At 60.2% G+C, this 23,765-nt stretch carries 21 protein-coding genes; 10 read left to right on the forward strand and 11 right to left on the reverse strand.

Annotated elements, in window-relative coordinates:
- Positions 1-215 precede the first annotated feature (215 nt).
- Positions 216-1,607, forward strand: coding sequence for a class II fumarate hydratase (gene fumC, locus ACRQ1B_RS07150; protein WP_432292939.1), 1,392 nt, complete (start codon positions 216-218; stop codon positions 1,605-1,607).
- A gap of 271 nt (positions 1,608-1,878) precedes the next feature.
- Complete coding sequence (locus ACRQ1B_RS07155; protein ID WP_432292940.1) at positions 1,879-2,949, forward strand: GGDEF domain-containing protein; 1,071 nt, start codon at positions 1,879-1,881, stop codon at positions 2,947-2,949.
- Between the two features lie 33 nt (positions 2,950-2,982).
- Here ACRQ1B_RS07155 and ACRQ1B_RS07160 read toward each other — a convergent pair whose 3' ends face one another.
- The 3 genes from ACRQ1B_RS07160 to ACRQ1B_RS07170 all read right to left on the reverse strand — a co-directional run bounded on the left by ACRQ1B_RS07160 (position 2,983) and on the right by ACRQ1B_RS07170 (position 5,888).
- On the reverse strand, positions 2,983-3,603 hold the full coding sequence (locus tag ACRQ1B_RS07160) for a pyridoxamine 5'-phosphate oxidase family protein (protein ID WP_432293832.1): 621 nt from the start codon (positions 3,601-3,603) through the stop codon (positions 2,983-2,985).
- Between the two features lie 5 nt (positions 3,604-3,608).
- The gene (locus ACRQ1B_RS07165) at positions 3,609-5,432 is read right to left on the reverse strand and encodes a monovalent cation:proton antiporter-2 (CPA2) family protein (protein WP_432292941.1); all 1,824 of its coding nucleotides are present in this window, start codon (positions 5,430-5,432) and stop codon (positions 3,609-3,611) included.
- 69 nt (positions 5,433-5,501) lie between these two features.
- The gene (locus tag ACRQ1B_RS07170; protein WP_432292942.1) at positions 5,502-5,888 is read right to left on the reverse strand and encodes a gamma-butyrobetaine hydroxylase family protein; all 387 of its coding nucleotides are present in this window, start codon (positions 5,886-5,888) and stop codon (positions 5,502-5,504) included.
- Between the two features lie 295 nt (positions 5,889-6,183).
- Between ACRQ1B_RS07170 and moaA the strand changes: the two genes are divergently transcribed.
- Entirely contained in the window at positions 6,184-7,170 is a 987-nt protein-coding gene (gene moaA / locus ACRQ1B_RS07175) for a GTP 3',8-cyclase MoaA (protein WP_432293833.1), read from the forward strand.
- 11 nt (positions 7,171-7,181) lie between these two features.
- Here moaA and ACRQ1B_RS07180 read toward each other — a convergent pair whose 3' ends face one another.
- Entirely contained in the window at positions 7,182-7,814 is a 633-nt protein-coding gene (locus ACRQ1B_RS07180; RefSeq protein WP_432292943.1) for an FMN-binding negative transcriptional regulator, read from the reverse strand.
- A gap of 133 nt (positions 7,815-7,947) precedes the next feature.
- A complete protein-coding gene (locus ACRQ1B_RS07185; protein ID WP_432292944.1) occupies positions 7,948-10,509 on the reverse strand; it encodes a methyl-accepting chemotaxis protein in 2,562 nt (853 codons plus the stop codon).
- Between the two features lie 250 nt (positions 10,510-10,759).
- Here ACRQ1B_RS07185 and ACRQ1B_RS07190 point away from each other — a divergent pair, with 250 nt between their 5' ends.
- The 3 genes from ACRQ1B_RS07190 to mobB are packed head-to-tail and all read left to right on the forward strand — an operon-like array spanning position 10,760 to position 12,836.
- The gene (locus tag ACRQ1B_RS07190) at positions 10,760-11,665 is read left to right on the forward strand and encodes a DMT family transporter (protein ID WP_432292945.1); all 906 of its coding nucleotides are present in this window, start codon (positions 10,760-10,762) and stop codon (positions 11,663-11,665) included.
- Positions 11,666-11,694: 29 nt separating this feature from the next.
- Positions 11,695-12,324, forward strand: coding sequence for a molybdenum cofactor guanylyltransferase MobA (mobA, locus tag ACRQ1B_RS07195; RefSeq protein ID WP_432292946.1), 630 nt, complete (start codon positions 11,695-11,697; stop codon positions 12,322-12,324).
- Positions 12,324-12,836, forward strand: coding sequence for a molybdopterin-guanine dinucleotide biosynthesis protein B (mobB, locus tag ACRQ1B_RS07200; RefSeq protein WP_432292947.1), 513 nt, complete (start codon positions 12,324-12,326; stop codon positions 12,834-12,836). Before mobA ends, mobB begins: the two co-directional genes overlap by 1 nt.
- A gap of 15 nt (positions 12,837-12,851) precedes the next feature.
- On the opposite strand, the gene ACRQ1B_RS07205 is transcribed toward mobB, so the two are convergent.
- On the reverse strand, positions 12,852-14,039 hold the full coding sequence (locus ACRQ1B_RS07205) for a TadE/TadG family type IV pilus assembly protein (RefSeq protein ID WP_432292948.1): 1,188 nt from the start codon (positions 14,037-14,039) through the stop codon (positions 12,852-12,854).
- A 385-nt stretch (positions 14,040-14,424) separates the two neighbouring features.
- On the opposite strand from ACRQ1B_RS07205, the gene ACRQ1B_RS07210 reads away from it, so the two are divergent.
- Positions 14,425-16,491: a response regulator gene (locus tag ACRQ1B_RS07210; protein ID WP_432293834.1), complete on the forward strand. Its 2,067-nt coding sequence runs from the start codon at positions 14,425-14,427 to the stop codon at positions 16,489-16,491.
- A gap of 63 nt (positions 16,492-16,554) precedes the next feature.
- Here the strand turns inward: ACRQ1B_RS07210 and ACRQ1B_RS07215 are convergent, their stop codons facing one another.
- The gene (locus ACRQ1B_RS07215; RefSeq protein ID WP_432292949.1) at positions 16,555-17,886 is read right to left on the reverse strand and encodes a solute carrier family 23 protein; all 1,332 of its coding nucleotides are present in this window, start codon (positions 17,884-17,886) and stop codon (positions 16,555-16,557) included.
- Between the two features lie 317 nt (positions 17,887-18,203).
- Between ACRQ1B_RS07215 and ACRQ1B_RS07220 the strand changes: the two genes are divergently transcribed.
- Positions 18,204-18,677 (forward strand): VOC family protein, encoded by a 474-nt coding sequence (locus tag ACRQ1B_RS07220; RefSeq protein WP_432292950.1) that lies wholly within the window; start codon positions 18,204-18,206, stop codon positions 18,675-18,677.
- Here the strand turns inward: ACRQ1B_RS07220 and ACRQ1B_RS07225 are convergent.
- Positions 18,674-19,066, reverse strand: a complete 393-nt coding sequence (locus ACRQ1B_RS07225; RefSeq protein WP_432292951.1) for a GFA family protein — start codon at positions 19,064-19,066, stop codon at positions 18,674-18,676. The genes ACRQ1B_RS07220 and ACRQ1B_RS07225 overlap by 4 nt on opposite strands.
- A 52-nt stretch (positions 19,067-19,118) precedes the next feature.
- Positions 19,119-19,862 (reverse strand): NYN domain-containing protein, encoded by a 744-nt coding sequence (locus ACRQ1B_RS07230; protein ID WP_432292952.1) that lies wholly within the window; start codon positions 19,860-19,862, stop codon positions 19,119-19,121.
- Positions 19,863-20,168: 306 nt separating this feature from the next.
- On the opposite strand from ACRQ1B_RS07230, the gene ACRQ1B_RS07235 reads away from it, so the two are divergent.
- On the forward strand, positions 20,169-21,539 hold the full coding sequence (locus ACRQ1B_RS07235) for a dicarboxylate/amino acid:cation symporter (RefSeq protein WP_432292953.1): 1,371 nt from the start codon (positions 20,169-20,171) through the stop codon (positions 21,537-21,539).
- 112 nt (positions 21,540-21,651) lie between these two features.
- Here ACRQ1B_RS07235 and ACRQ1B_RS07240 read toward each other — a convergent pair whose 3' ends face one another.
- Both ACRQ1B_RS07240 and ACRQ1B_RS07245 read right to left on the reverse strand, forming a co-directional pair.
- Positions 21,652-21,873, reverse strand: coding sequence for a hypothetical protein (locus ACRQ1B_RS07240; RefSeq protein ID WP_432292954.1), 222 nt, complete (start codon positions 21,871-21,873; stop codon positions 21,652-21,654).
- 94 nt (positions 21,874-21,967) lie between these two features.
- Positions 21,968-22,252: an I78 family peptidase inhibitor gene (locus ACRQ1B_RS07245; protein ID WP_432292955.1), complete on the reverse strand. Its 285-nt coding sequence runs from the start codon at positions 22,250-22,252 to the stop codon at positions 21,968-21,970.
- 164 nt (positions 22,253-22,416) lie between these two features.
- Between ACRQ1B_RS07245 and ACRQ1B_RS07250 the strand changes: the two genes are divergently transcribed.
- Positions 22,417-23,475: a D-alanyl-D-alanine carboxypeptidase family protein gene (locus ACRQ1B_RS07250; protein ID WP_432292956.1), complete on the forward strand. Its 1,059-nt coding sequence runs from the start codon at positions 22,417-22,419 to the stop codon at positions 23,473-23,475.
- The last annotated feature ends 290 nt before the right edge of the window (positions 23,476-23,765 follow it).

Genomic DNA, 23,765 nt, shown 5'->3' on the forward strand with positions numbered 1-23,765 from the left:
AAACCTCTATTTCCAGCATCGTGGCAATAATGGCACGAACACCGCTGCGAACAGGGTAAAAGACCCAAATCCCGCAGTCATCAACAGACCTGTTCCGCTTGCAGTCATTTGACAATGGTATAGAAATGCGCCGCCGGCTCAGGCTCATTTCACATCCATTTTTTGAAAGCCGGCAAGTTCAGCCCGCACCGGCGGGCGATGGGAGACAGAGGCATATGACGACGAACCGCACCGAAACCGATACGTTTGGCCCAATCGAAGTTCAGAACGACCGTTATTGGGGCGCACAGGCCCAGCGTTCACTCGGCAATTTCAAGATCGGCTGGGAAAAACAGCCGCTGGCCGTCGTTCGTGCGCTCGGCATCGTCAAACAGGCAGCCGCCCGCGCCAACATGGAACTCTCCGGCCTCGACGCGACGGTCGGCAAGGCCATCATCGATGCCGCCCAGGAAGTCATCGACGGCAAGCTCAATGATCATTTTCCGCTCGTCGTCTGGCAGACCGGTTCCGGCACCCAGTCGAACATGAATGCCAATGAAGTGATCTCCAACCGCGCGATCGAAGTGCTCGGCGGCGTCATGGGCTCCAAGAAGCCGGTGCATCCGAACGACCACGTCAACATGAGCCAGTCGTCGAACGACACCTATCCGACGGCCATGCACATCGCCTGCGTCGAGCAGATCCACCATCACCTGCTGCCGTCGCTCAAGCATCTGCACGCGGCGCTCGAAGCCAAGGTGAAGGCTTTTGCCCACATCATCAAGATCGGCCGCACCCACACGCAGGATGCAACACCGCTGACACTCGGTCAGGAATTCTCCGGTTACGCCGCGCAGGTGGCATCCGCCATCGCCAATATCGAGCTGACGATCCCTGCCCTTTCCAAGCTCGCACAGGGCGGCACCGCCGTCGGCACCGGCCTCAACGCCCCGATCGGTTTTGCCGAAAAGGTAGCCGACGAGATTTCGAAGATCACCGGCCTTCCCTTCGTCACCGCACCGAACAAGTTCGAGGCACTGGCCTCGCATGACTCCATGGTCTTCTCGCACGGCGCCATCAACGCTGCAGCGGCTGCCCTCTTCAAGATCGCCAACGACATCCGCTTCCTCGGCTCCGGCCCGCGTGCAGGCTTGGGCGAACTGTCGCTGCCGGAAAACGAGCCGGGTTCGTCGATCATGCCGGGCAAGGTCAACCCGACCCAGTCCGAAGCCCTCACCCAGGTTTGCGCCCACATTTTTGGCAACCATGCAGCGCTGACTTTCGCCGGCAGCCAGGGCCATTTCGAACTCAACGTCTACAATCCGATGATGGCCTATAACTTCCTGCAGTCGGTGCAGCTGCTCGGCGATGCCGCCGTCTCCTTCACCGACAATTGCGTGGTTGGCATCGAGGCCCGCGAGGACAATATCCGCAAGGGCGTCGAAAACTCGCTGATGCTGGTGACGGCGCTCAATTCCAAGCTCGGGTACGATGCCTGCGCCAAGATCGCCAAGACCGCGCACAAGAACGGCACGACACTGCGCGAAGAAGCCGTTGGCGGCGGCTACCTGACGAACGAGGAATTCGACCAATACGTCCGTCCGGAAAACATGATCGGCCCGAAATAAGGTCGCCCGATACCGCATTCACACCGAATGCGAGAAAATCAGCGCCGGATCGACAGACAAATCGATCCGGCGCAACTATTTCGAGAAAAACCTTTTCTGGTATGATCGGCAAATAGACCCAAGAAAAATCCGTGTATTGCCTGCATTTCAAGCCTTGCAGGCCGAGACGGAATCCAAGTATTACCGGCTGGAAACCATATCTTTAATCTTTTCCCAAGACTTTGATCGTAATCATAGGTTTAAATTTGGGTGGGACCAACGGGAGTAGCCGATGAACACGGCGACAGCGCAAAAAGCGCATGCTTCTGATTTAGCTGGGCAGATCGTTTACGCATTGAGATCAATGGGTGTCGCGCCCATTCCTCGCAATTACCAGCTCTTCTATGAGGCATACATCGGCAGCAATGCGCAGCTGTCGCGCGACCTTGTCGCGCTCGGCAGCCGGGCGACGCAGGACGAACTGGATCATCTGGCCGACGAATATCTCGGCCGTCCGCAAGCGGCGGTGATCGAACGCGCCCATACACGTCTTGCCATCGAGCTCGAAAGCATATTGCGGCTGATCCGGCAGGAGCAGACGTCTCTCGAAAGCTATAACCGCCTGCTTGGTGAAACCGCCTCGCGCATCAACACGAAAACCAATTTTTCCGCCGAGTTGCTCGCCAATGCGATAGACCTTTTGAGCTCGGCCACGGGCGACACCATGGCGCACGGTGAAAAGACGGTCGAAAATGTCGTGCAGCGTTCGCAGGAAATGGACGATGTCCGCAAGGAACTCGACGAATACAAGCGTATCGCCAACACGGATTCGCTGACCCGGCTTTCCAACCGTCGCGCCTTCGATGAAAAACTGGCCTCGCTGTTCGACGATCAGATGGCGCTCGGCGTCACCGCGCTTGTCCTGCTCGATATCGATCACTTCAAGCGCATAAACGACACGTATGGCCATCCGGTCGGCGACAAGATTCTCGCCACCGTCGCCTCGGTCATCCGCAGCAATGTCCGCAAGGACGTCTTTGTCGCCCGCACCGGCGGTGAGGAATTTGCCATGGTCATTCAGGGCAACACGCCGGAAGAGGTTCTCGGCGTCTGCGAACGTGTGCGCCATGCGCTCGAAAGCCGTCCCTTCCGCAATTCGCGTACCGGCATCGACTATGGGCCGGTGACGATTTCCCTCGGCTTTTCCATGGCTGCCCAGGCAGAGGATCCGGGTCAGCTTTACGAACAGGCAGACGTAGCGCTTTACCTCGCCAAGGGCAACGGCCGCAATCGCACGCAAATGTTCGAGGACGGCATGCGCAAGGATTATGTCGGCAAGGGCTGGCTGATCTACAAGAAGTAAAGAGGCCGGTGCCTGCCACCGGCCGCCTACACATCACCACATGGTGGCGGCAGCCCTTGCCGCCCATTCGCGGTCATAGGTGTCCTTGTCGAAATCAGCTTTCGCAGCTTTCAGGAGCGTGCCGGGCGTCGGCAGTTTTTTTGGATCAACGAACCGCTCCGGGTTCCAAAGCTCCGAGCGCATCAGTGCCCGGGCGCACTGGAAATACACTTCACCGATCGTCACGATCGCCACGGTGCGCGGGTGTTTTCCGTCCATCTCGAAACTCTCGAGCAACGACGACCTGGCCGAGACGACGGCGCGTCCATTGATGCGCATCGTCGTGTTCGAACCGGGGATCAGGAACATCAACGCCACCCGCGGGTCCCGCACGATGTTTTCCAGTGAATCGATGCGGTTGTTGCCGCGCCAGTCGGGCAGCAACAGCGTGCGCTCGTCTTCAATGCGCACCACGCCACCGAGGTCACCGCGCGGCGAACAGTCCATGCCTTCAGGCCCCACTGTCGCCAGCGCCACGAAGGGCGAGGCCTCAATCATCTGCCGATATTCGGCCGTCAGATGATCGGTCACCTTCACCAGTGACGCCTCGCTGCTTTCGCCATAGATCGCGCGCAACCCTTCGATTGAGGTGATAACGCCGTCCTGTCCGATCATGCCGCTCATGTCACCGCCTCTTTCGCTGCTGCCTGCTGCTGTGCCTTGCGCTCGCGCTCGCGGCCGGTCTTGGCTGCGATGATATCGGCCGGCTGCGCGTTGCCCTTGATCAGCGAACGACCGGCATAGATACCGCCGACCTGTTCCATGGCAAAACGCTCACGGTCGATCTCGCGGAATTCTTCCACCAGCTGCGCCGCCAGTTCCTGTTCCTCGCCCAGCACCTGCATGACTTCGCCGGAAAAATCGAGTGCCGACTCATAGGTCTCGCGAATCTGATAATCGACGCCGGCCTTCAGAAGATCGATGGCATGGCCGCGGTCATAGGCACGCGCCAGAACCGGCACCAGCGGATATTCCTCCTTGACGATCTCGGCGATCTTGATGGCCGCCTCGCGGTCATCGATGCAGATCAGGATGGCTTTTGCGGTGGCCGCCCCCGCCGCGTGCAAAATTTCCGGCCGCGAGCCGTCGCCATAATAGACCTTGAAGCCGAAATCACCGGCATCACGCACGAATTCCGCATCCTTGTCGATCATCGACAGCGTGTAGCCGCGCGCCAGCAGCGGCTGGCTGACAATCTGGCCGAACCGGCCGAAGCCGATGATCAGTACGGTGTTTTCGATGTTTTCCGGCTCTGCCAATCCGCTGGTATCGACGGTCGGCTTCGGCGCGAGGCGCACATAGATCGCCACCACCAGCGGCGTCACCGCCATCGAGATGACGATGGTCGCCGTCAGCACTGCATTGGTATCGGCATCGAGAATGCCGACGCCCGCCGCTGCCGCATACAGCACGAAGGCGAATTCACCGCCCTGCGCCATCAGGATCGCGCGGCCGAGGCTTTCTGCATGCGAGGCTTTCAGAAGCCGCGCCACGGCATAAATGATGACGCCCTTGACGATCATATAGGCGATGACCGCAACCAGCACATGGCGCCAGTTGGCGAAGATCACAGCGAGGTCCACCGCCATGCCGACACCCAGGAAAAACAGGCCGAGCAGAATGCCACGGAACGGCTCGATATCCGCCTCCAACTGGTGCCTGAACGAGGATTCAGACAAAAGCACACCGGCGAGAAACGCGCCCATGGCCATGGAAAGCCCGGCAAAGTCCATCAGCAAGGCCGATCCGAGTACGACCAGCAACGCCGCTGCCGTCATCACTTCGCGGGCACCCGATTGCGCCAGCAGACGGAAGAACGGGTTGAGCAGGTAACGTCCGGCCACCACAAGCGCTGCCAGCGCTGCAAAACCGATACCCAGCGACTGTACCCGTTCGACAAAGGACACGGCCTCGCCCTGCGGCGCCAGCAATGCGACGATGGCCAGAAGCGGCACGATGGCCAGATCCTCGAAAAGCAGGATCGAAACGATCCGCTGCCCCTTCGGCGTGTGAAGGTGATTACGCTCCTGCAGCATCTGCATGACGATCGCCGTTGAGGTCAGCACGAAACCGGTGCCGGCGACAAAGGCCACCGGCGCAGATTGCCCGAAGGCCAGCCCCACGGCCATCAAGGCGGCGATACAGCCAAGCACCTGCAGCGCACCGAGACCAAAAATATCCTTGCGCATGTTCCAAAGCCGCGACGGCTGCATTTCCAGACCGATGATGAACAGGAACATCACCACGCCGAGCTCTGCTATATGCAGGATCGCCTGCGGGTCGGAGACCAGCTTCAGCCCGAATGGTCCGATCGCCAGACCGGCGGCGAGATAGCCCAGAACGGAGCCCAGCCCGATCCGCTTGAACAGCGGCGCGGCAATGACACCCGCCCCCAGCAGTGCCACGACCTGGACCAGTTCGCCCGCATTCGATTCTGCCGCCACTCGTTTACCCCTCGTTTTCCGTTTCGTTTTCTCGCATCCCCCGTCATGACGGGGCCAAATCAATCGCGTCTATCGCGGCCTTGTAACGGCATCACGACTAAGGCCCTTGGCCAACAGCTCGCTTTCATATTGGCGAAACTGCTCGGCCCCTTCGACGCCCAGTTCGCGCAGATATCGCCAGGTGAAGATGCCGCTGTCATGGCCATCATCAAAGGCGATGCGCACCGCATAATTGCCGGTGGCCACCACATTGCGGATGGCCACCTGCCTTTTTCCCGGCACGGTCACCTTCTGGCCCGGCCCATGCCCCTGCACTTCCGCGGACGGCGAAAGCACACGCAACATTTCGGCCGGCAGGGCAAAGCTTGCGCCATCGTCGAAAACCACGGTGAGCATGCGCTTGTCCTGCGATACTTTCAGCTCGGTCGGCCAACTATCTGTGATCGGGTCGCTCATGTCTGCTCTTCCAATTTGCATCATCCACGATTATGGACTTCGTCAATTCGCTGCAAGTCCGTTGATGACAGCATGACGGACCGATAGCCATCGTTGCCTGCCACTCCGCGTGCAAAACACCTGCAAGGTCAAAATACGCGGCGCAGTTTGTGGCAGGGCATGGTGGGCGATGCCAAAAATGCACAAAACTTGACGCCGCCGCTGATCATCACCAGATTCGGTGTACAGGAGACATGACGTGAATTCTTTCGTGACCCCACCGCTTGGCGCCGCCCCCGCCGCCAGCATCGCTCCGATGATCGACAAGTTCGGTCGTGCGGTCACCTATCTGCGTGTCTCCGTCACCGACCGTTGCGATTTCCGCTGCACCTACTGCATGGCGGAAAACATGACATTTCTGCCGAAAAAAGATCTGCTGTCGCTGGAAGAGCTCGACCGGCTCTGTTCCGCCTTCGTCGCCAAGGGTGTGCGCAAGCTGCGGCTGACAGGCGGCGAACCGCTGGTGCGCAAGAATATCATGCATCTGGTGCGCTCGATCGGCCGTCATATCGAAACCGGTCATCTCGACGAATTGACGCTGACCACCAACGGCTCGCAGCTTTCCCGTTTCGCGCAGGAACTTTACGATGCCGGTGTGCGCCGCATCAATGTGTCGCTCGACACGCTCGATCCGCAAAAGTTCAAGGAGATCACCCGCTGGGGCGATTTTGCCAAGGTCATGGAAGGCATCGATGCCGCACAGAAGGCTGGCCTGAAGATCAAGCTCAATGCAGTGGCGCTCAAAGGTTTCAACGAGGATGAAATCCCTAACATGCTGCGTTTCGCGCATGGCCGTGGCATGGATCTGACCGTTATCGAGACGATGCCGATGGGCGAGATCGAGGAAGACCGCACCGATCGTTACCTGCCGCTATCAGTGTTGCGTGAAAACCTCGAAAAGCAGTTCACCTTCACGGATATCCCGTTCAAGACCGGCGGCCCTGCCCGTTATGTCGAGGTTGCCGAAACCGGTGGCCGTATGGGCTTCATCACACCGATGACCCATAACTTTTGCGAGGGCTGCAACCGCGTCCGCCTCACCTGCACCGGCACGCTCTACATGTGCCTCGGTCAGAACGACGCAGCCGATCTGCGCGAAGTGCTACGCGAAAGCCAAGACCCAGCGCATCTGGCTGCGGCCATAGACGAGGCGATCGCCCGCAAGCCGAAGGGCCACGATTTCATCATCGACCGGAATAACCGGCCGGCGGTGTCGCGGCATATGAGCGTGACGGGCGGCTGAGACGGTAGCGACTATATTTCCACGTCCGATAATCGTCTTTCCATCCGCCGCGCGATACCGTCTTGCCCCGACGCGTAAAGACCGGCTACCGCGCCGCGATAATCACGCTCCTCACGGTTCTGACCGAGCTTGGATTTGGCGATGACCTTGCGCACGGCAACCCGGAAAGCAACGATATTGGCTAGCATCTGGGCGATGTAGTCTGCGGGCGCATCCGCCATGCGCCATGCACTCGTGCCGTTCAGTCGGCGCTCGTGGGTGCGGGTAAGCAAACCAACTGCGGCACGCTTGGCGTGATCATCATGTTGAAAGCTGATGGTCCCGTAGACATGGACAACCTGATAGTTCCAAGTCGGCACATGCCTATGGTGTTCGGCTTTGGACGGATAGAAATTCGGGGATATATAGGCGTCCTCGCCCCGAAAGATCACCAGCACTTCATGGCCGTCGGCGATCTGCCGATGCATTTCGTTGGCAATGGCGATGTGCCCTATCAGCGTTCCGTCGGCTGCCGAAAGAAGCGGAAGATGATTTGCGATCAGCCCTTCCGCCGTTTGCGCCACGATACAGGCGAGCGGTGCGGCCTCCGTCACCAGCCTTATTTCATCGGTGCTGACCTCTTCGAAATGCGGAGGAATATACATCTGAATGCCCGCCTAAATTGAAACAAGCAGAAACATACGCGTGCTATGGAGATTTGTCTTCTTAGTCGGCAGGAAAAAAGACAAACAAAAAGGCCGGGATTGCGCCCGGCCTCATTGAGTTTGCATTGCGGCCTCAGGCCACCTCGCGCACCCAGCCCGGTCGGCGATCATAATCGCCCAGTTCCACCTGCATCTGAGGATCGCGCGTCTTGAAATGCTCGATCTTTTCCGACAGCATTTCGACGCGACGACGCAGGCCATGGATCTCGGCATTGTTTTCCTCGACCATGGCAGCGTTCCGCTGGGTGATCAGTTCCACCTCCTGCACCGCATGTGTGACTTCGCGAATGCCGGTGGACTGTTCGCCGGTGGCCGACGAAATGTCGGAGACGAGCTTCCGCACCTCGCCCACATGCGCAATGATCGAAGACAGCGCAGTTCCGGTTTCCTCCACCAGATGCACACCGCTTTTCACCTGTGTCGCACTGGCCGAAATCAGATCCTTGATCTCGCGGGCGGCACCGGCGCAGCGCTGCGCCAATTCACGCACTTCCTGTGCCACGACCGCGAAACCACGCCCGGCCTCGCCTGCACGCGCGGCTTCCACGCCGGCATTGAGAGCCAGCAGGTTGGTCTGGAAAGCGATCTCGTCGATCACGCCGATGATCGTGGCGATCTTGGCCGAGGACTTGCTGATCTCGCCCATCGCACCAACAGCGCGCTGCACGACTTCGCCGGAACGCACCGCGAACTCCTCCGTCTCGCTGACGGAAGCCGAGGTCCGCTTGGCGTTTTCAGCGGTCGACACAACGATTTCGCTGAGGTGACGCAGGGCACGAGAACTCTGTTCGAGCGCTGCCGCCTGCTGTTCGGTGCGGCGCGCCAGATCGTCGGCGGAGCTCGCCAGGTTGCCGGTGCCGCCTTCGATCTCGTCGGCCGTGCTGCGCACATCGGCGAGCGTGACGCGCAACGTCTCGACGGCCTGGTTGTAGGTGCGGGCCATCTCGACAAAATCCTCGGCGAGATCCTCGGCCATGCCCTCTTCCAGATCGCCCTCGGCCAGCTTGCCGAGAACATGCGACAGCGCATCGAGCGCGCGACGCTGTTCGGCCGCCACACGCGCCCGTTCGGCGCTTCGCTTCTGCGACTCCTCGGCGGAAATTTCCCGCGCTGATGCCGCCTCCTGCTCCAACCGCACGTTTTCAACGGCAGCATCGCGGAACACGGTCACGGACCGCACCATGTCGCCGATTTCGTCACCACGCTCGCGACCTTCGATCGACACGTCGAGATCGCCGTCGGCCAGCCGCTTCATCACCTCGGTGACACGACGCAGCGGGCCACGCAGGGTTTCCACCAGCATCAGGCCACCGGCAATCGCCAGCACCGTGCCGAACACCATGGCAATGACGGACAGATGCGCAGACCGTTCGCTGTCCTGCTTTCCGGTCTCCTGCGCCTGCGCCACAAAGGCCTTTAGACCGGCCATGCCGCCCGAAAGCGTTGCGACGGCCGCAGCCTTCTGCTTCTGCCATTCGCCGGCAATCTCCAGCAGTCTGACCGAGGATTTGTCGAGCGCGGTCAATTGTGCATCCACCTTGGGTGCAAACTCCGCCATGGTGATGTTGGTGGCGGCAAGCTCGGAAACGCGGGCGCTCGACTTGCGCAGACCCACCATCTTGCCGGTCAGCGCCATACGGGCGTCGTCGGCCGCCGTCAGCCGCAGCCGCTCGACAAGCAATTGCAGCTCGTCGATCCGCCGCAGCGAATCCTCGCTTTGCGCCAGCAGATCGCGCTGTGCCGCCACGTCGCCCTCCAGTCCGACGAACCGTTCGGCGGCCGTCACCGCCTTGCTGGTCGCCAGCGTATCGAGTTCGCCCTGGATACGCATGAAGGCGCTGGTGCCGATGCGGGCCGCCTGCGCCTTTTCGGCGACAGAAGCATCGCCCGAAAGAGCCTTGCCGAGACTGGCGGACGCCTCGCGTGCCGGGCCAAAAGCCTTGGCGGCCCGCTCGGGAACAAGATCCTTGATCTTGTCAAATTCGGCATCGAGCGTGCCGAGATAAAGTTTTGCCGTGGTGATCGCGCCATCGTCGCTTTCGGCACGGCGCATCGCCTCGCGCAGATTGCCGATCCGGCCGGCGAGCGCATTGAAAGCATAGGCTTCCAAAAGCAGGCCCTTGGCAAACTTTTCCTTGCCTTCGCTCTGCTTGCGCAACGTGCCCACCTGATTCTGCACGCCGGTGCCCAATGCCCGTATCTTGGACATGCCAAGATCCAGTTCGCGGCCGTTCTGGTCGCGTTTGCCCTTCACGGCCCAAAGCGTATCGACATGGGCGCGCATGGCGGCGGCCAGGCCGACAACCGGGGCGATGCGCTCGCGGTCGCCATCGGAAACCAGCAGACCCTGCAGCGAATCCACACCCTTGGACTGGGTGTCGATATCGGTTTTCAGTGCCGCCAGCGTCTTGTCGCTGGGGGCGTTGGAAAATTCCTGAAGACTTGTCTGAAGGCGCTCGAAATCGCTGATATTCTCGATCGTCGCGCGTGTGACGGTCATATGGCCGTTCAGCGTGGTCGAGGTGTAATAGCCGGCGAGACCGACGCCGGCGATCAGAAGCACCAGCGGCACGACGAACAGAAGAACTTTGGTGACGATCCTGCGGCTCTGCAAGAGCCGGTCGATGAAGGACATGCGGTTCCCCCCGCAAATGGGCGCGCGTGCCAACCTCCCATCGGCGACACGTGGCCATCATTCCCGCCTCATGCGAGATTCACTCACACTCTGATTTATGAATTGAGCAACCGTTAACACTGCACGGCAAGCGTTCAAAATCTTCGTATTTGGCGGCAGATCGTCACTGTCGCTGCAAAGCCGGCGCAAGACATTTCCATTTTCGCCCGAACCGCCTATGGGAAAACCATCCGGGACGGGGAATCACGCGATGGCATTATCGGCAAATTCGAAGGGCGCACTCTACATGGTGCTGGCCATGGCCGTGTTCATCTGCAACGACGCGCTGGTCAAGACAGTCTCCTCTCAACTGACCGTAGCACAGATCATGTTCGTGCGCGGTGCCATGACGATGGTTCTGGTGTTCATGATCGCCCGCCACCTCGGTGCTTTGCCGACACGCCGAATGCTGACCGACAAGATCATGCTCCTGCGCGTCTTCTTCGAGATCGGCGCGACGCTGACCTATCTGACGGCGCTCAGCCGCATTCCGTTCGCCAATGCCTCGTCCATCCTGCAGTCCCTGCCGCTTGCGGTCACGCTCGGTGCTGCAGTTTTTCTGGGAGAGCCCGTCGGATGGCGCCGCTGGGCCGCCATTCTTGTCGGCTTCCTCGGCGTGCTGATCATCCTGAAACCCGGTCCGGCCGGCTTCGTCTCCGACGCGCTGTTTGCCGTCGCCGCCGTCTTTTTCACGGCCGGCCGCGATCTCGTGACCAAACGCGTCGATCCCGGCATTCCGTCGATCTCCGTCAGCCTGTTCACCACGACGGTCATTACTATGATCGGCGGTTTTCTGATCGTGCCGATGGGCGGTTGGAAACCGGTCGATGCAGGAACATTCGGCCTGCTCGCGCTGGCATCGCTGATGGTATTAGCCGGCTATCAATCCATCATTCTTGCCATGCGCACCGGCGAAATTTCCTTCGTCGCGCCTTTCCGCTATACCAGCCTCGTATGGGCCTTGGGCATCGGCATTCTGTTTTTCAGCGAAATTCCCGATAACTGGATGATCCTGGGCGTCGCGGTTGTTATCGCTTCCGGCCTCTACACTTTCTATCGTGAAAGCCGCCGCCGGCAGGTGACCGTCGGCAAGACCGATCCGGCGCCACCGGCCTGACCCGCTTGAGACCGAATTCGACAATGCCCATGACGACCAACACACGACATTCGCAAACCACTACCGGCTTGATCCTTGCCGGCGGCCGCTCCCGCCGCATGGGTCGTGACAAGACGGTCATGCCCTTTGGCGACCGCTCGATGATCGCGCATGTCGTCGAAAGGCTCGGCCCACAGGTCTCCACCCTCGCCATCAACGCGCTGCCGGGGTTCGGTGAACACCGAAACCTGCCGCTCGTTCCCGATGCTCTTTCAGATCATCAGGGGCCGCTTGCCGGCATCCTCGCCGGTCTGCGCCATTTTGCCGTGCAGGGCGGGGTGACCCACATGGTCAGCGCGCCCGCCGACGGTCCATTCCTGCCGCGTGATCTCGTCGCCCGCCTTGCCGCCGCCTGCCCGGATCAAAACACGATCGCGGTTGCCAGTTCCGAAGGCCATCTGCATCCCGTCTACGCACTCTGGCCGCTGTCGGTCGCTGACGATCTGGACAGCTGGTTGCAGGATCCGGACAACCGCCGCATCAAGGCTTTTCTGGCGCGCCACCCGATGATGTCGGTCCCGTTTCAGCAGGAAGACACCCCGGCCGGCCCGCGCGATCCGTTTTTCAACATCAATACGCCCGAGGATTTTGCCCGGGCGCAAAACTATCTGGAGCAGTGATGACCCAGCGCATTTTTGGCATTTCCGGCTGGAAGAATTCCGGCAAGACGGGCTTGGCCGTCCGCCTCGTCGCCGAATTCACACGGCGCGGCTACCGCATTTCGACGATCAAGCACGCCCATCATGATTTCGATATCGACAAGGTCGGCGCCGACAGTTTTCGCCATCGCGAGGCCGGTGCGCACGAAGTGACGATCGTGTCGGGCACACGTTTTGCCATCATGCACGAATTGCGCGGCCAGCCGGAACCAAGTTTTGAAGAAATCGTCGCCCGCATCGCCCCTTGCGATCTGCTGCTGATCGAAGGCTACAAACGCGAGCCGGTGCCGAAAATCGAGGCCCGCCGGCTGCAATCGGCCAATCGCGAACCGCTTGCGCCCACCGATCCGCACATCGTCGCCATCGCCGCCGACCATCCCGTCGACGGCAGCGACATCCCCGTTTTCGATCTCGACGACACGATCGGCATGGCCGATTTCATCGCGGAAAAGGTTGGCCTGCCGCCGAAGTGATCGGCAGACCGCGGTTTAGTTGGTCAAACGGCTGGGATCGTAGCTGATCTTCTGGGCAATTTCGGCGAAAGCGGCCACCAGCGCGTCGACACTGTTGGATTCGTAGTAATTGGTATCCGCGCTGGCGCAGAATTTCAACAGATCCTGGCCTCTCGGCGGTGCCATGAATGCAACAGTGTACACCGTGATGCCGGCCGCTTTTGCGAGTGTGCATCTTTTGCGCACGGCTTCATCAATGACAGAGTTCCAGCTCGCCGAATTGCCGGTCATTTCGCCATCTGTCATCAGCACGACGGCGCGTGCAAACGTCGTATTGTTGTTCTTTCTCTGCTCGACAGTTTCGGTATCCGTGCCATAGCCATTGGCACCGATGTTCTTAGTCGCGGTTTCCATGGAGGTGGTCGCATCTGTGCCTCCGACCGGCGTTATCATGTCAGTCACATATTTACGTGCTTTGGTCGTACCCCAGTCGACAGTCGATTGCCCGATCATGAAGCTCGAATAGGATATCGCGCCTGTGCGAACCCGCTTGGCGTTCGGATCGACCTTGTCAAGGCCATCAAAAAGCGCCGCAGCCGCTTCCTTGAGGGCGTCGGCTTTCGTCACGTAATAGGTCTGGTAGCCGAGGCAGATATTGAGGATCTGCAGTACGCATTTGGTTCTCTGCGTATTGGTGTTTTCCAACATCGAGGCAGACTGGTCGAGCACCACTTCCATCGAAATACCACGTACCCCGCCGTAACCGCTGACCGTCTTGCTGGCTGCGGAGACACTCACCTGTCCGCCGAACAGAAGCCGGGTCAGCGGCGTCAAGGATACACCGACCGTCGAATTGACAGCCACGGCGAAATTTTTTCCCGTCGATCCCTGCGCCGTGGTGGTAACGGAGACCGTCGTCCCGGCCTTGATCGCTGCCACCGTTGCCGCATCGACAGTCGAAGAAAAGCGCCCGGCCACAAAATTCTTGCCGTATTCCGCCCCTGCACTACTGTCGATCTTCTTGTCTGCAAGCCGCGAAGACACTGCAAGAGCCGCCGCATCGGTGGCATCCTGCAACTGGGCCTTCTGCAACACCATGTTGGTGGCATCGATGGCCATGCCGGCCGTGCCGAGCAGGACAGGCAGGATGAGTGCCGTCATGACACCGAAATTGCCGTCCCGTTGGCGGATGAGATTACGGATTTGTCCGCGGACCTGTCGCATGCTGAACAACGCTCGCAAAAGATGAACGTCGCCATCATTTCAGCAATCACTTAATTAGTGATAACTTCATCAATTAGAAATGAACGATTTATGAACTTTTCGGCGCACCCTTCCGTCCGCGACTGCCTAACACAACCACAGACGGAACGCTTCAATGCGCAACACGGCGTGGCTGCCATTCTTGCGGAAGCCCGCAGAAATACTGATAAAAACCGTCAAACAAGACCGTCCGCGATGCAACCGGCTTCCCTCTTCAAACGTATATGCTAAGCAAAATGCCTGTTCGAAAGGTTGGCCAGTGAACCCGGATGCGGAACCAGATATCACCTCGCTCACCCGCGATGAGATCGAGACCGAAACAACCCGTCTGAGGGCGTCGCAATCGATGACCGAAACGGCAACGCAAACGGCATTGTCCCTTAGCGAATCCCGCCGCCGGGCGCTGTTCGAGGCGATTGATGACGGTTTCTGCATCATCGAATTTATCGACGGCCCGCACGGCCCGTTAAGTGATTACGTCCACATCGAATCCAATTCCGGTTATGGGCGCCAGACCGGCATCACCGACATTGTCGGCAAGCGGCTGCGCGAGATTGAGCCGGACAATGCCGATGTCTGGCTGAAGGTTTACGGCGATGTGCTGGAGACCGGGAAGGTCGTGCGTTTCGAGCAGGAATTCGTCTCGATCGGCCGCCATATCGAGGTGTCGGCCACGCGTGTCGAGCCCGCCAGCCTGCGGCAGGTATCCGTCCTGTTCCGCGACATTACCGAACGAAAACAGGCAGAGGAAACGCTGCGCAAAAGCGAGGCGCATGCCCGCGAAAACGTCCAGCGTGTGCAGCTGGCACTGGCCGCCGGCGCCATTATCGGCACCTGGGCCTGGGATGTACCGGCCAACCGCTTCACGGTCGATGAAGCCTTTGCCACAGCGTTCGGTATCGATCCTGCGCTCGGCCATGTCGGACTGAGCCTGCAGCAGATCGTCGAGACCGTCCACCCGGATGATCAGGCGGGACTGGCTGCCGCCATGCGGGAGGCACTGTCGCGCGGTGGCGCCTATGCCCACCAGTACCGCACCCGTCGCGCCGACGGAAAATACTACTGGCTGGAAGCCAACGGTCGTGTCGACCTGTCGCCTGAAGGTAAGCCGCTGAATTTCCCCGGTGTTCTACTCGATATCGAGAACCGCCGCGCCGTGGAAGCCGAACGCGACCGGGCGCTTGCGGCTCTGCGCCAGCTCAACGACACGCTTGAGCAAAGGGTCGAGGAACGCACCGCCGCACTCATCGCTGTGGAAGAAGCGCTCCGGCAGGCCCAGAAGATGGAAGCCGTCGGTCAGCTCACCGGCGGCTTGGCCCATGATTTCAACAATATCCTCGCCGGCATCAGCGGCAGTCTGGAACTGATGAAGACGCGGCTGGCGCAGGGGCGTATCGGCGATATCGACCGTTATCTGACCGGCGCGCAATCCGCGGTCAAACGCGCCGCAGCGCTCACCCAGCGTCTCCTCGCCTTCTCGCGCCGCCAGACGCTCGATCCCAAACCGTCGGATGTCAACCGCGTCGTCGCCGGCATGCAGGATCTGATCAGCCGCAGCGTCGGTCCGGGCGTCGCCATCGAGACCGTCGCCGCTGGCGGCTTGTGGACCGCGTTCGTTGATGTCGGCCAGCTGGAAAACGCCCTCCTCAACCTTTGCATCAATGCCCGCGACGCCATGCCGGAAGGCGGCAAGCTGACGATCGAGACCGGCAACCGCTGGCTGGACGAGCGTGCCGCCGCGCAGCGTGGCCTGCCGCCCGGTCAGTATATCTCGCTCTGCGTCAGCGACACCGGCACCGGCATGCCGGCCGATATCGTCGAGCGCGCCTTCGATCCCTTCTTCACCACCAAGCCCATCGGCCAGGGCACCGGCCTCGGCCTTTCCATGGTCTATGGTTTCGCCGGCCAGTCGGGCGGTGCGGCCCGCATCTATTCCGAACTCGGCAAGGGCACGATGATCTGCATCTACCTGCCCCGCCATGCCGTCGACGGCGAGACGGATGACCTGCCGATCGATGAAACGCCGGTGCCTGTCGCCAGCGGCCAGAACCTCATCCTCGTGGTCGATGATGAACCGCTGGTACGCATGGTGGCGGTCGAGATCCTGCAGGATCTCGGTTATTCGGTGCTGGAAGCCGAGGACGGTCCTTCGGCACTGAAAATCCTCAACACCCGTCCGGACATTGACCTTCTGATCACCGATGTCGGCATGCCGAACGGCATGAACGGCCGCCAGCTCGCCGATGCCGCCCGCGTCGAACGGCCGGACCTCAACGTCCTGTTCGTCACCGGTTACGCCGAAAACGCCGTGCTGAACCACGGCCATCTGGAGCGCGGCATGCAAGTGATGACAAAACCCTTCGTCGCGGACGCGCTGGGTCGCCGCGTCAAGGAACTGATCGGCGGCGAATAATTTTCCCGCAAACGCAAATGGGCCGGACAAGCCGGCCCATTTCCAGTTCAACGTTTCAAAACCTCAAACGTGGTCTACATCCTTGCGCGGACTTGCCCAGCCCAGTGCATGGTAGAGCACGATCGCACCGATCGTTGCCGTGCCGATGCCGTCCAGCGTGAAGCCGGCAACGTCGAGCTTGAAGTTGCCGGCGCCCAGAACCAACGCCACACCGACGGTGATCAGGTTGCGCGGCTCAGAAAAGTCGACCTTGTTTTCCACCCAGATACGGCCGGCCGTGGCGGCAATCAGGCCGAAGACCACGATCGAAAGACCACCGAGAACCGGACCGGGAATGGTCTGGATCAGAGCCCCAAACTTTGGCGAGAAGCCGAGCAGGATGGCAACAAAGGCTGAGACGAGGAAGACCAGCGTCGAGAAGATACGGGTCACGGCCATGACGCCCATGTTTTCCGCATATGTGGTCATGCCCGTGCCGCCGAAGGCGCCCGAAAACATCGTGGCGACGCCGTCACCGATGAAGGCGCGGCCGAGATAGGGGTCGAGATTGCGGCCGGTCATGGCGCCGATCGCCTTGATGTGACCGAGGTTTTCGGCGACCAGAATGACGACGACCGGAGCGATCAGCGTGATGGCCGGGGCGGAAAATACCGGTGTGGTAAAGGTCGGCAGACCGAACCATGCGGCGGCCGATACACCTGAAAAATCGATCGGCGTGCCGTAGCCCATGCCGTTCGCCAGCACGAGATAGAGGAGATAGGCAAAGGCGCCGCCGATCAGGATCGGCAGGCGGCGGGTCAGACCCGGCGCATAAACGGCAACGATACCAACGGCAGCAACCGTGGCGATCGCCACCCAACGCGACAACTGGCTGCCGTCAGGCGTGGCCGCACCAGTGCCCGAAGCGCTGGCGATGGCGATCGGCGCAAGAACGAGGCCAATGGCGGCCACGATCGCGCCGGTCAGAACCGGCGGCATCAGCATTTCGATCCAGCGATGGCCGGCCATCATCACGATGATGCCGATCATCGTATAAAGCGCACCGGCGGCGATGATGCCGCCCAGCGCCAGGCCGATATTCGGGTTGGGTGCGCCGGCAGCGGCAGCGGTTGCCACCAGAACCGGACCGATGAAGGCGAAGGACGAACCGAGATAGCTCGGCACGCGGCCACCGACGGCGATGAAGAAGATCAGCGTCGCAATGCCGGAAAACAGGATCGATACGTTCGGATCAAAACCCATGATCATCGGCGCAAGCACGGTCGAACCGAACATCGCCACCACATGCTGGAAGCCCAGCACCACCGTCTGGCCGGTCGGCAGACGTTCGTCGGGCAGGATGCGCCCTTCCGTCTTCAGCCGCCAGCGCGGGAAATAACCACCGTGTTCGCTCATGTCAGTGCCCCTCTGTTGGTTCCCGCCAGCCGGCCGGGCACGCGTTTTGGCAGCGCACCTGTTTTGCATTTCTTGGTCGGAGGCATGGATGCTTAAAAAACTGCGCTTCGCGGATAGGCGATCGGCATCGATCGTCGGTCACATCTATCGGCTCGCAAAAACCTTCGTTACTGCGAACCAAGGCCGCTGTCATCGGGTCTTCACAGCTTTCCCACAACAGTCATGACCAAAAATCCAGCAAAAGTACTGGCGAAATGCCGCATGCCTCTTAACTGATCAATGTGAGGACCACGAACACTCCCGGGAGGAGACCCGTCATGGACAAGAACAGGATCTGCCTTTGGTATGACAAGCAGGCGGAAGATGCCGCCCGTTTTTACGCAAACACCTTTCCCGACAGCAGCGTCGACACGATCATCCATGCGCCCGGCGACTATCCCGATGGAAGTCAGGGAGATGTTCTCGTCGTGGAATTCACCGTTCTCGGCATCCCCTGCATGGGCATGAACGGCGGTCCGCATTTCAAGCAGACGGAAGCCTTTTCCTTTCAGGTCTCGACGGAGGATCAGGCCGAGACAGACCGCTACTGGAACGCCATTGTCGACAACGGCGGTCAGACAAGCGAATGCGGCTGGTGCAAGGACAAATGGGGCCTGTCATGGCAGATCACCCCGCGCGTTCTGATGGATGCGCTGAGAGAAGGCGGCGCCCCTGCCAAACGCGCATTCGATGCGATGATGACGATGAAGAAGATCGATGTCGCGGTGATCGAGGCAGCCGTGCGGGGCTAATTTTCCGAACGCCCTGCGCCATCGCGATCCCGCTCATAGAGTCTCTTTACCGGAAATTCCGGCAGCCAGTTTTCGCGGCGAACAGTCCATAACTCGTAAGTGGGCTTGAATCGGTCGATCTCGTCGAGCGTGCCGAGATTGACCTCGATCTCGTCCTCACTGCGTCCAAAAACCTGCGAGCCGCAAGTGGGACAGAAATGCCGTCCCTGATAATCGCGTGTCTCGCCCTCCACGCTCACCGCCGTTTCCGGAAAGATCGCCGACGCGTGAAACAGTGCGCCATGGGTTTTGCGGCAATCGAAACAATGGCAAATCCCGACGCGGTAGGGTTCTCCCGTCGCGGTGATCCTGACATTGCCGCAACGGCAGCCGCCGGTGACTTTGGTCATACCTCTCTTCCTCGCTCACATTCGCGGCGACGAGACTGCCAGCCGCATCCAATCAGGCAATGTTCTTCTGCGGTAGAGGTTGCTTCGGCCGTATGCGCAACATGTTGCCCTCTACCACTTGTAGATCAAAGGCATTGGTCTGCCGGACAAGGTCGCTAAGCTTTTTCGCACCATAATTTTGCGGCTTAAACGCGCTGGCCAATTTCGACAATTGTGCACCGACCGGCCCCAAATGCACCCAACCATCCTCATTTTCTAGTTTAGCAACGGCTTGTTTGATTAGCAGCGTCGCCATTTTTGGCGATTTTTTTACATTGGCATTCAACGGAACAACGACATGATCCGCCATGGCTGGCGACAACAAGCCTTCCGTATAAATAAACCGCTGGCACGCCAGCCGAAAACTCTCGGGCGTCTTTTTTTCACCGAACCCGAACACATCAAGTCCATTTTCGCGGATACGCGTCGCCAGCCGGGTAAAATCGCTGTCGGATGACACGAGGCAAAAACCGTCCAACCGGCCAGTGTGCAGAATATCCATCGCATCGATCGCAAGCGCGATATCACAGGCGTTTTTGCCGGTCGTATAGGCAAAAACCTGCTGTGGAATAATTGCATGTCTTGCCAGAACATCGGTCCATGGTCTGCATTGGCCGGTGGAAAAATCGCCATAGATGCGCCTGACCGTTGCGTCGCCGAGCTTGGCAATCTCCTTGAACAGCCCGTCGGCGATTTTGGCTGATGCATTCTCTGCATCAATCAACACGGCCAGTCGCCGTGATCGTGTTTCATGCATGCAATCCAGCTCCCCCATGCCCCAAGGCAGATAGCCGCGACAGCATCAATCAGCACCACGAAGACCGCAACCTGTGATCACAACATATCTGCACACACGCTTAACAATCCACCTCCATTTCGGCGCTACCGAAGGATGGAAGATTCATGCAGAACAAACTGTCGGCTGAGCACGAAAACATCATTCGCACTTCAAATAGGCAATCACATCCCTTAACGCAGAGAGGATTCGGTTTATCATCGCCCAAATTCAGCACGGCACCGATCGCTCGGAACCGCGCACCATCCTTTTGGAAAGCTTTCGCAAATGCCAACAACACCCGGCACCGCCTCACCCGTTCCATCGAGCCCAAAACCCTTCTACAGCAATTTTGGCTTTCAGGTCCTCACCGCCATGGTCATCGGCCTGGCACTCGGCCTCCTTGCTCGCAATATCGGCCCCGATGCCGCCGGCAACCAGAATGGCCTTTCGGTGACGCTGCAGACGATCGGCACGATCTTTGTCCAGCTGCTGCGCGCGCTGGTGCCGCCGCTGATCTTCACAGCCATCGTCGCCTCGATCGCCAACCTGAAAAACCTCAACAACGCCGCCAAGCTGGTCTGGCAGACGTTGCTCTGGTTCGCGATTACCGCGCTGATCGCGGTCGTCATCGGCATTTCACTCGGTCTGCTCATCCAGCCAGGTCTCAATACGGAGGTCACGCAGGCCGCCGCGCGCGCGCCGTCTTCGGCGGGCTCCTGGCTCGATTTCCTCAAAGGACTCGTTCCCGCCAACCTGCTCGGCCTCGAAGCCTCGACCAAGCTAACGAACGGTTCGGCGTCGACGTCGCTCAACTTCAACGTGCTGCAAATTCTCGTGGTGTCGATCGCCTTCGGCATCGCCGCGCTGAAGGCCGGCAAGGCTGCCGAACCTTTCCTCGCCTTCAACCAGGCGTTTCTCGCGGTCGTGCGCAAAATCCTGTGGTGGGTGATCCGCCTGACGCCGCTCGGCACGATCGGCCTGCTCGGCCGCGCTGTCGACCAGTATGGCTGGACGACGCTGTCGCAGCTGACATGGTATGCCGCCGCCGTCTATATCGGCCTCGCGCTCGTCCTCTTCGTCGTTTACCCGGCGCTGCTCCTCGCCCATGGCCTGAAACCCTCGCGTTTCTTCGCAGGCGCATGGCCGGCCATCCAGCTCGCCTTCGTGTCGCGTTCATCGATCGGCACCCTGCCGGTCACCGAAACCGTCACCGAAAAGGCGCTCGGCGTGCCGCGCGAATATGCGGCCTTTTCCGTTCCGCTCGGTGCTACCACCAAGATGGACGGCTGCGCCGCCATCTATCCGGCGATCTCGGCCATCTTCATCGCCCAGTTCTACCAGGTGCCGCTCGGCATTCAGGAATATTTCCTGATCGTCTTCGTTTCGGTCCTTGGTTCAGCCGCCACGGCCGGCCTGACAGGCGCCGTCGTCATGCTGACGCTGACGCTCTCGACGCTCGGCCTGCCGCTGGAAGGTGTCGGCCTGCTGCTCGCCATCGATCCGATCCTCGACATGGGCCGCACCGCCGTCAATGTCGCCGGTCAGGCACTGGTGCCCACCATCGTCGCCAAGCGTGAAGGCATTCTCGATCAGGCGGCCTATGACAACGTCAAGGACATCGACACGCTCGATGACCGCGAGGTCGCGGCGGCCTGATCCGCGCCCCTCACCGGCCACGAAAAGAGCGCTCCTCGGCAACGGGGAGCGCTTTTTTCACGCATGGCGAACAAGACAAGCTGTCTAGAGCACATACCCAACAGCCGATCGATCAGTCCTTGACCGGCGCATAGGACGCCATCGCCCAGCCGCGCCGGCGGGCGAAACTACGCAGCCCGTAAACCGCCTGCACAGCAAAAAAGCCCGTCATCGCCAGAAGGCCGGGGTGCAGATCGGGATAGGCAGTGTTTACAACACGGACACTCGCCCACGCGGTCATCACCGCCAATACGGCCCAGGAAATGATTGAAATCCAGACGCTGGTTCGGGACATTTTCCATCCTCCACAAAAGCCATCAGGTTCCACCAAGAGTAGAGCGTTTTCCAGCAAGTTCAAGCCAGGACGCGCAGCCCGAGGCATTTACCGCTCACCCGCAGGAAGCCTGTGTCACCTTTCCGGTCGCAGGATCGGTTTCGATCGTGACCCGATCCTGCCTGAAATCGCGCGTCACCATGTCGCCGGGGCCGATCTGGCGCACAGTTGCAGCGCCGGTCAGGCGCCTGGCCCGCGCATCGCTGGGCTTTTTCTTGCCCACCAGCTTTTGCGCCGCCTGCGGATTGCAGATCTTCGTTTTGGCGGGCGCGGCTGATGCCGCCGCAGGAGCAAAAGCCGCAACGCTTAAAACCGCAAACAGGGTTACCAAAATCCTCATCACCATCCTCCATCGGGAACTGCGCGCAACCTCGGCGATTTCTGTGCCGACATTACGGCAACACCGGCGATTTCCGCAGGCCCGCGCCCCCTTTCCCGGCCGGTTATGACATTGCCAGCATTCGCTAATTTTCCTAAGTCAGATCACCTGTTGGAGACTGAAGCATGGCCATGACCACATTGACCGGACGATCGCTGAAAACATTGCTGTGCCTTGCGGCCCTTTTGCCATGCACGGTGGCGCATTCGACGCCGGTTCTGGTGGTCGACACCGCCAGCCATGAAGTGCTTTATCAGGAAGATGCCGGCGCGCCCTGGTATCCGGCGTCCACCACAAAACTGATGACGGCGCTCGTCACCTTCGAGGCGCTGCGCGCCGGTGAAGTCCGGCTCGATACGCCCGTGATGATTACCCGCAACGCCGCCAAACAGGCTTTTCTCGAGTCCGGCCTGACATTCGGCCGCACGATGACGCTGGAAGACGCGCTTTATGGTGCCCTTGTCGCTTCGGCAAACGATGTCGCCGTAGCGCTTGCTGAAAAAGTGGGAGGCGACCTCCCCGCCTTCCTTCGCCGCATGAATGCGCAGGCACAACGCCTCGGCATGACCGGCACACATTTCGCCAGCCCCAATGGCCTGTTCGACAAGGACAATTATACGACAGCCCGCGACATGGCGGTCCTTGGCATGGAGATCGCGCGCGCCTTTCCGGAATACGAGCGGTTTTTCCAGGCGACCGCCGTGTCGTTCGACGGCAAGGAGGTGAAGTCCAACAATCTGCTGCTCACCCGCTTTCCCGGCACGATCGGCATGAAGACCGGTTTTCTCTGCGCGTCGGGCCGCAACTATGTCGGCCTGACCGAACGCAATGGCCGCAGTCTGATGGTCGTCATCATGGGCGCGACGACGGAGCGCGAACGCAACGAACGCGCCGCCCAATACCTGACCGAAGCATTTGAAAACCGCCTTCCTGCGAGCGGCCGCGTCGAAACGATTGCCAACCGCAGCGACATCACGGCACCGGACATGCGTGTCAAACTCTGCACCGGCGCGAGCGTCGCTTACGAAGCCGAACGCGACGCGCTTTATCCGATGGGCCTCGCCGGCCACCCCAGCTATCTGCAGGCGGAGACACCCAGCCTCGTCCACGCCATCACCACCTGGGCAACCGAGAACGTCGCCGACGTGCCGCTGCCGAAACCGCGCCCGCCGGAATTCCAGTAACGGGGCGTTCACCGGCAATCACAGTGCTTGCCGGTGATCTGCCGCGCCGACCGTCGCTTAGAGCGGTTGATTGTTAAATGGAACCAGTTCTGTTGGCTCAAACGGAGTCGGCTGGTCGTATGGCCGGCGCGTGTCGTAGCCAAAGCATACGGCCAAGCCGGCCATACGACCAGCCGACTCCGTTTCAGCCAACCCCGAAGGGGCCGGGCATCTTTCCGCCGGGATCAGCGGCGATCGGCTCGCACGTAACCCGGTGGTATGCCCTTCGCCAATCGCCACCGCCCCGACGA

The sequence above is a fragment of the Endobacterium panacihumi genome (assembly GCF_050847465.1).
Taxonomy (GTDB): Bacteria; Pseudomonadota; Alphaproteobacteria; order Rhizobiales; family Rhizobiaceae; genus Neorhizobium; species Neorhizobium panacihumi.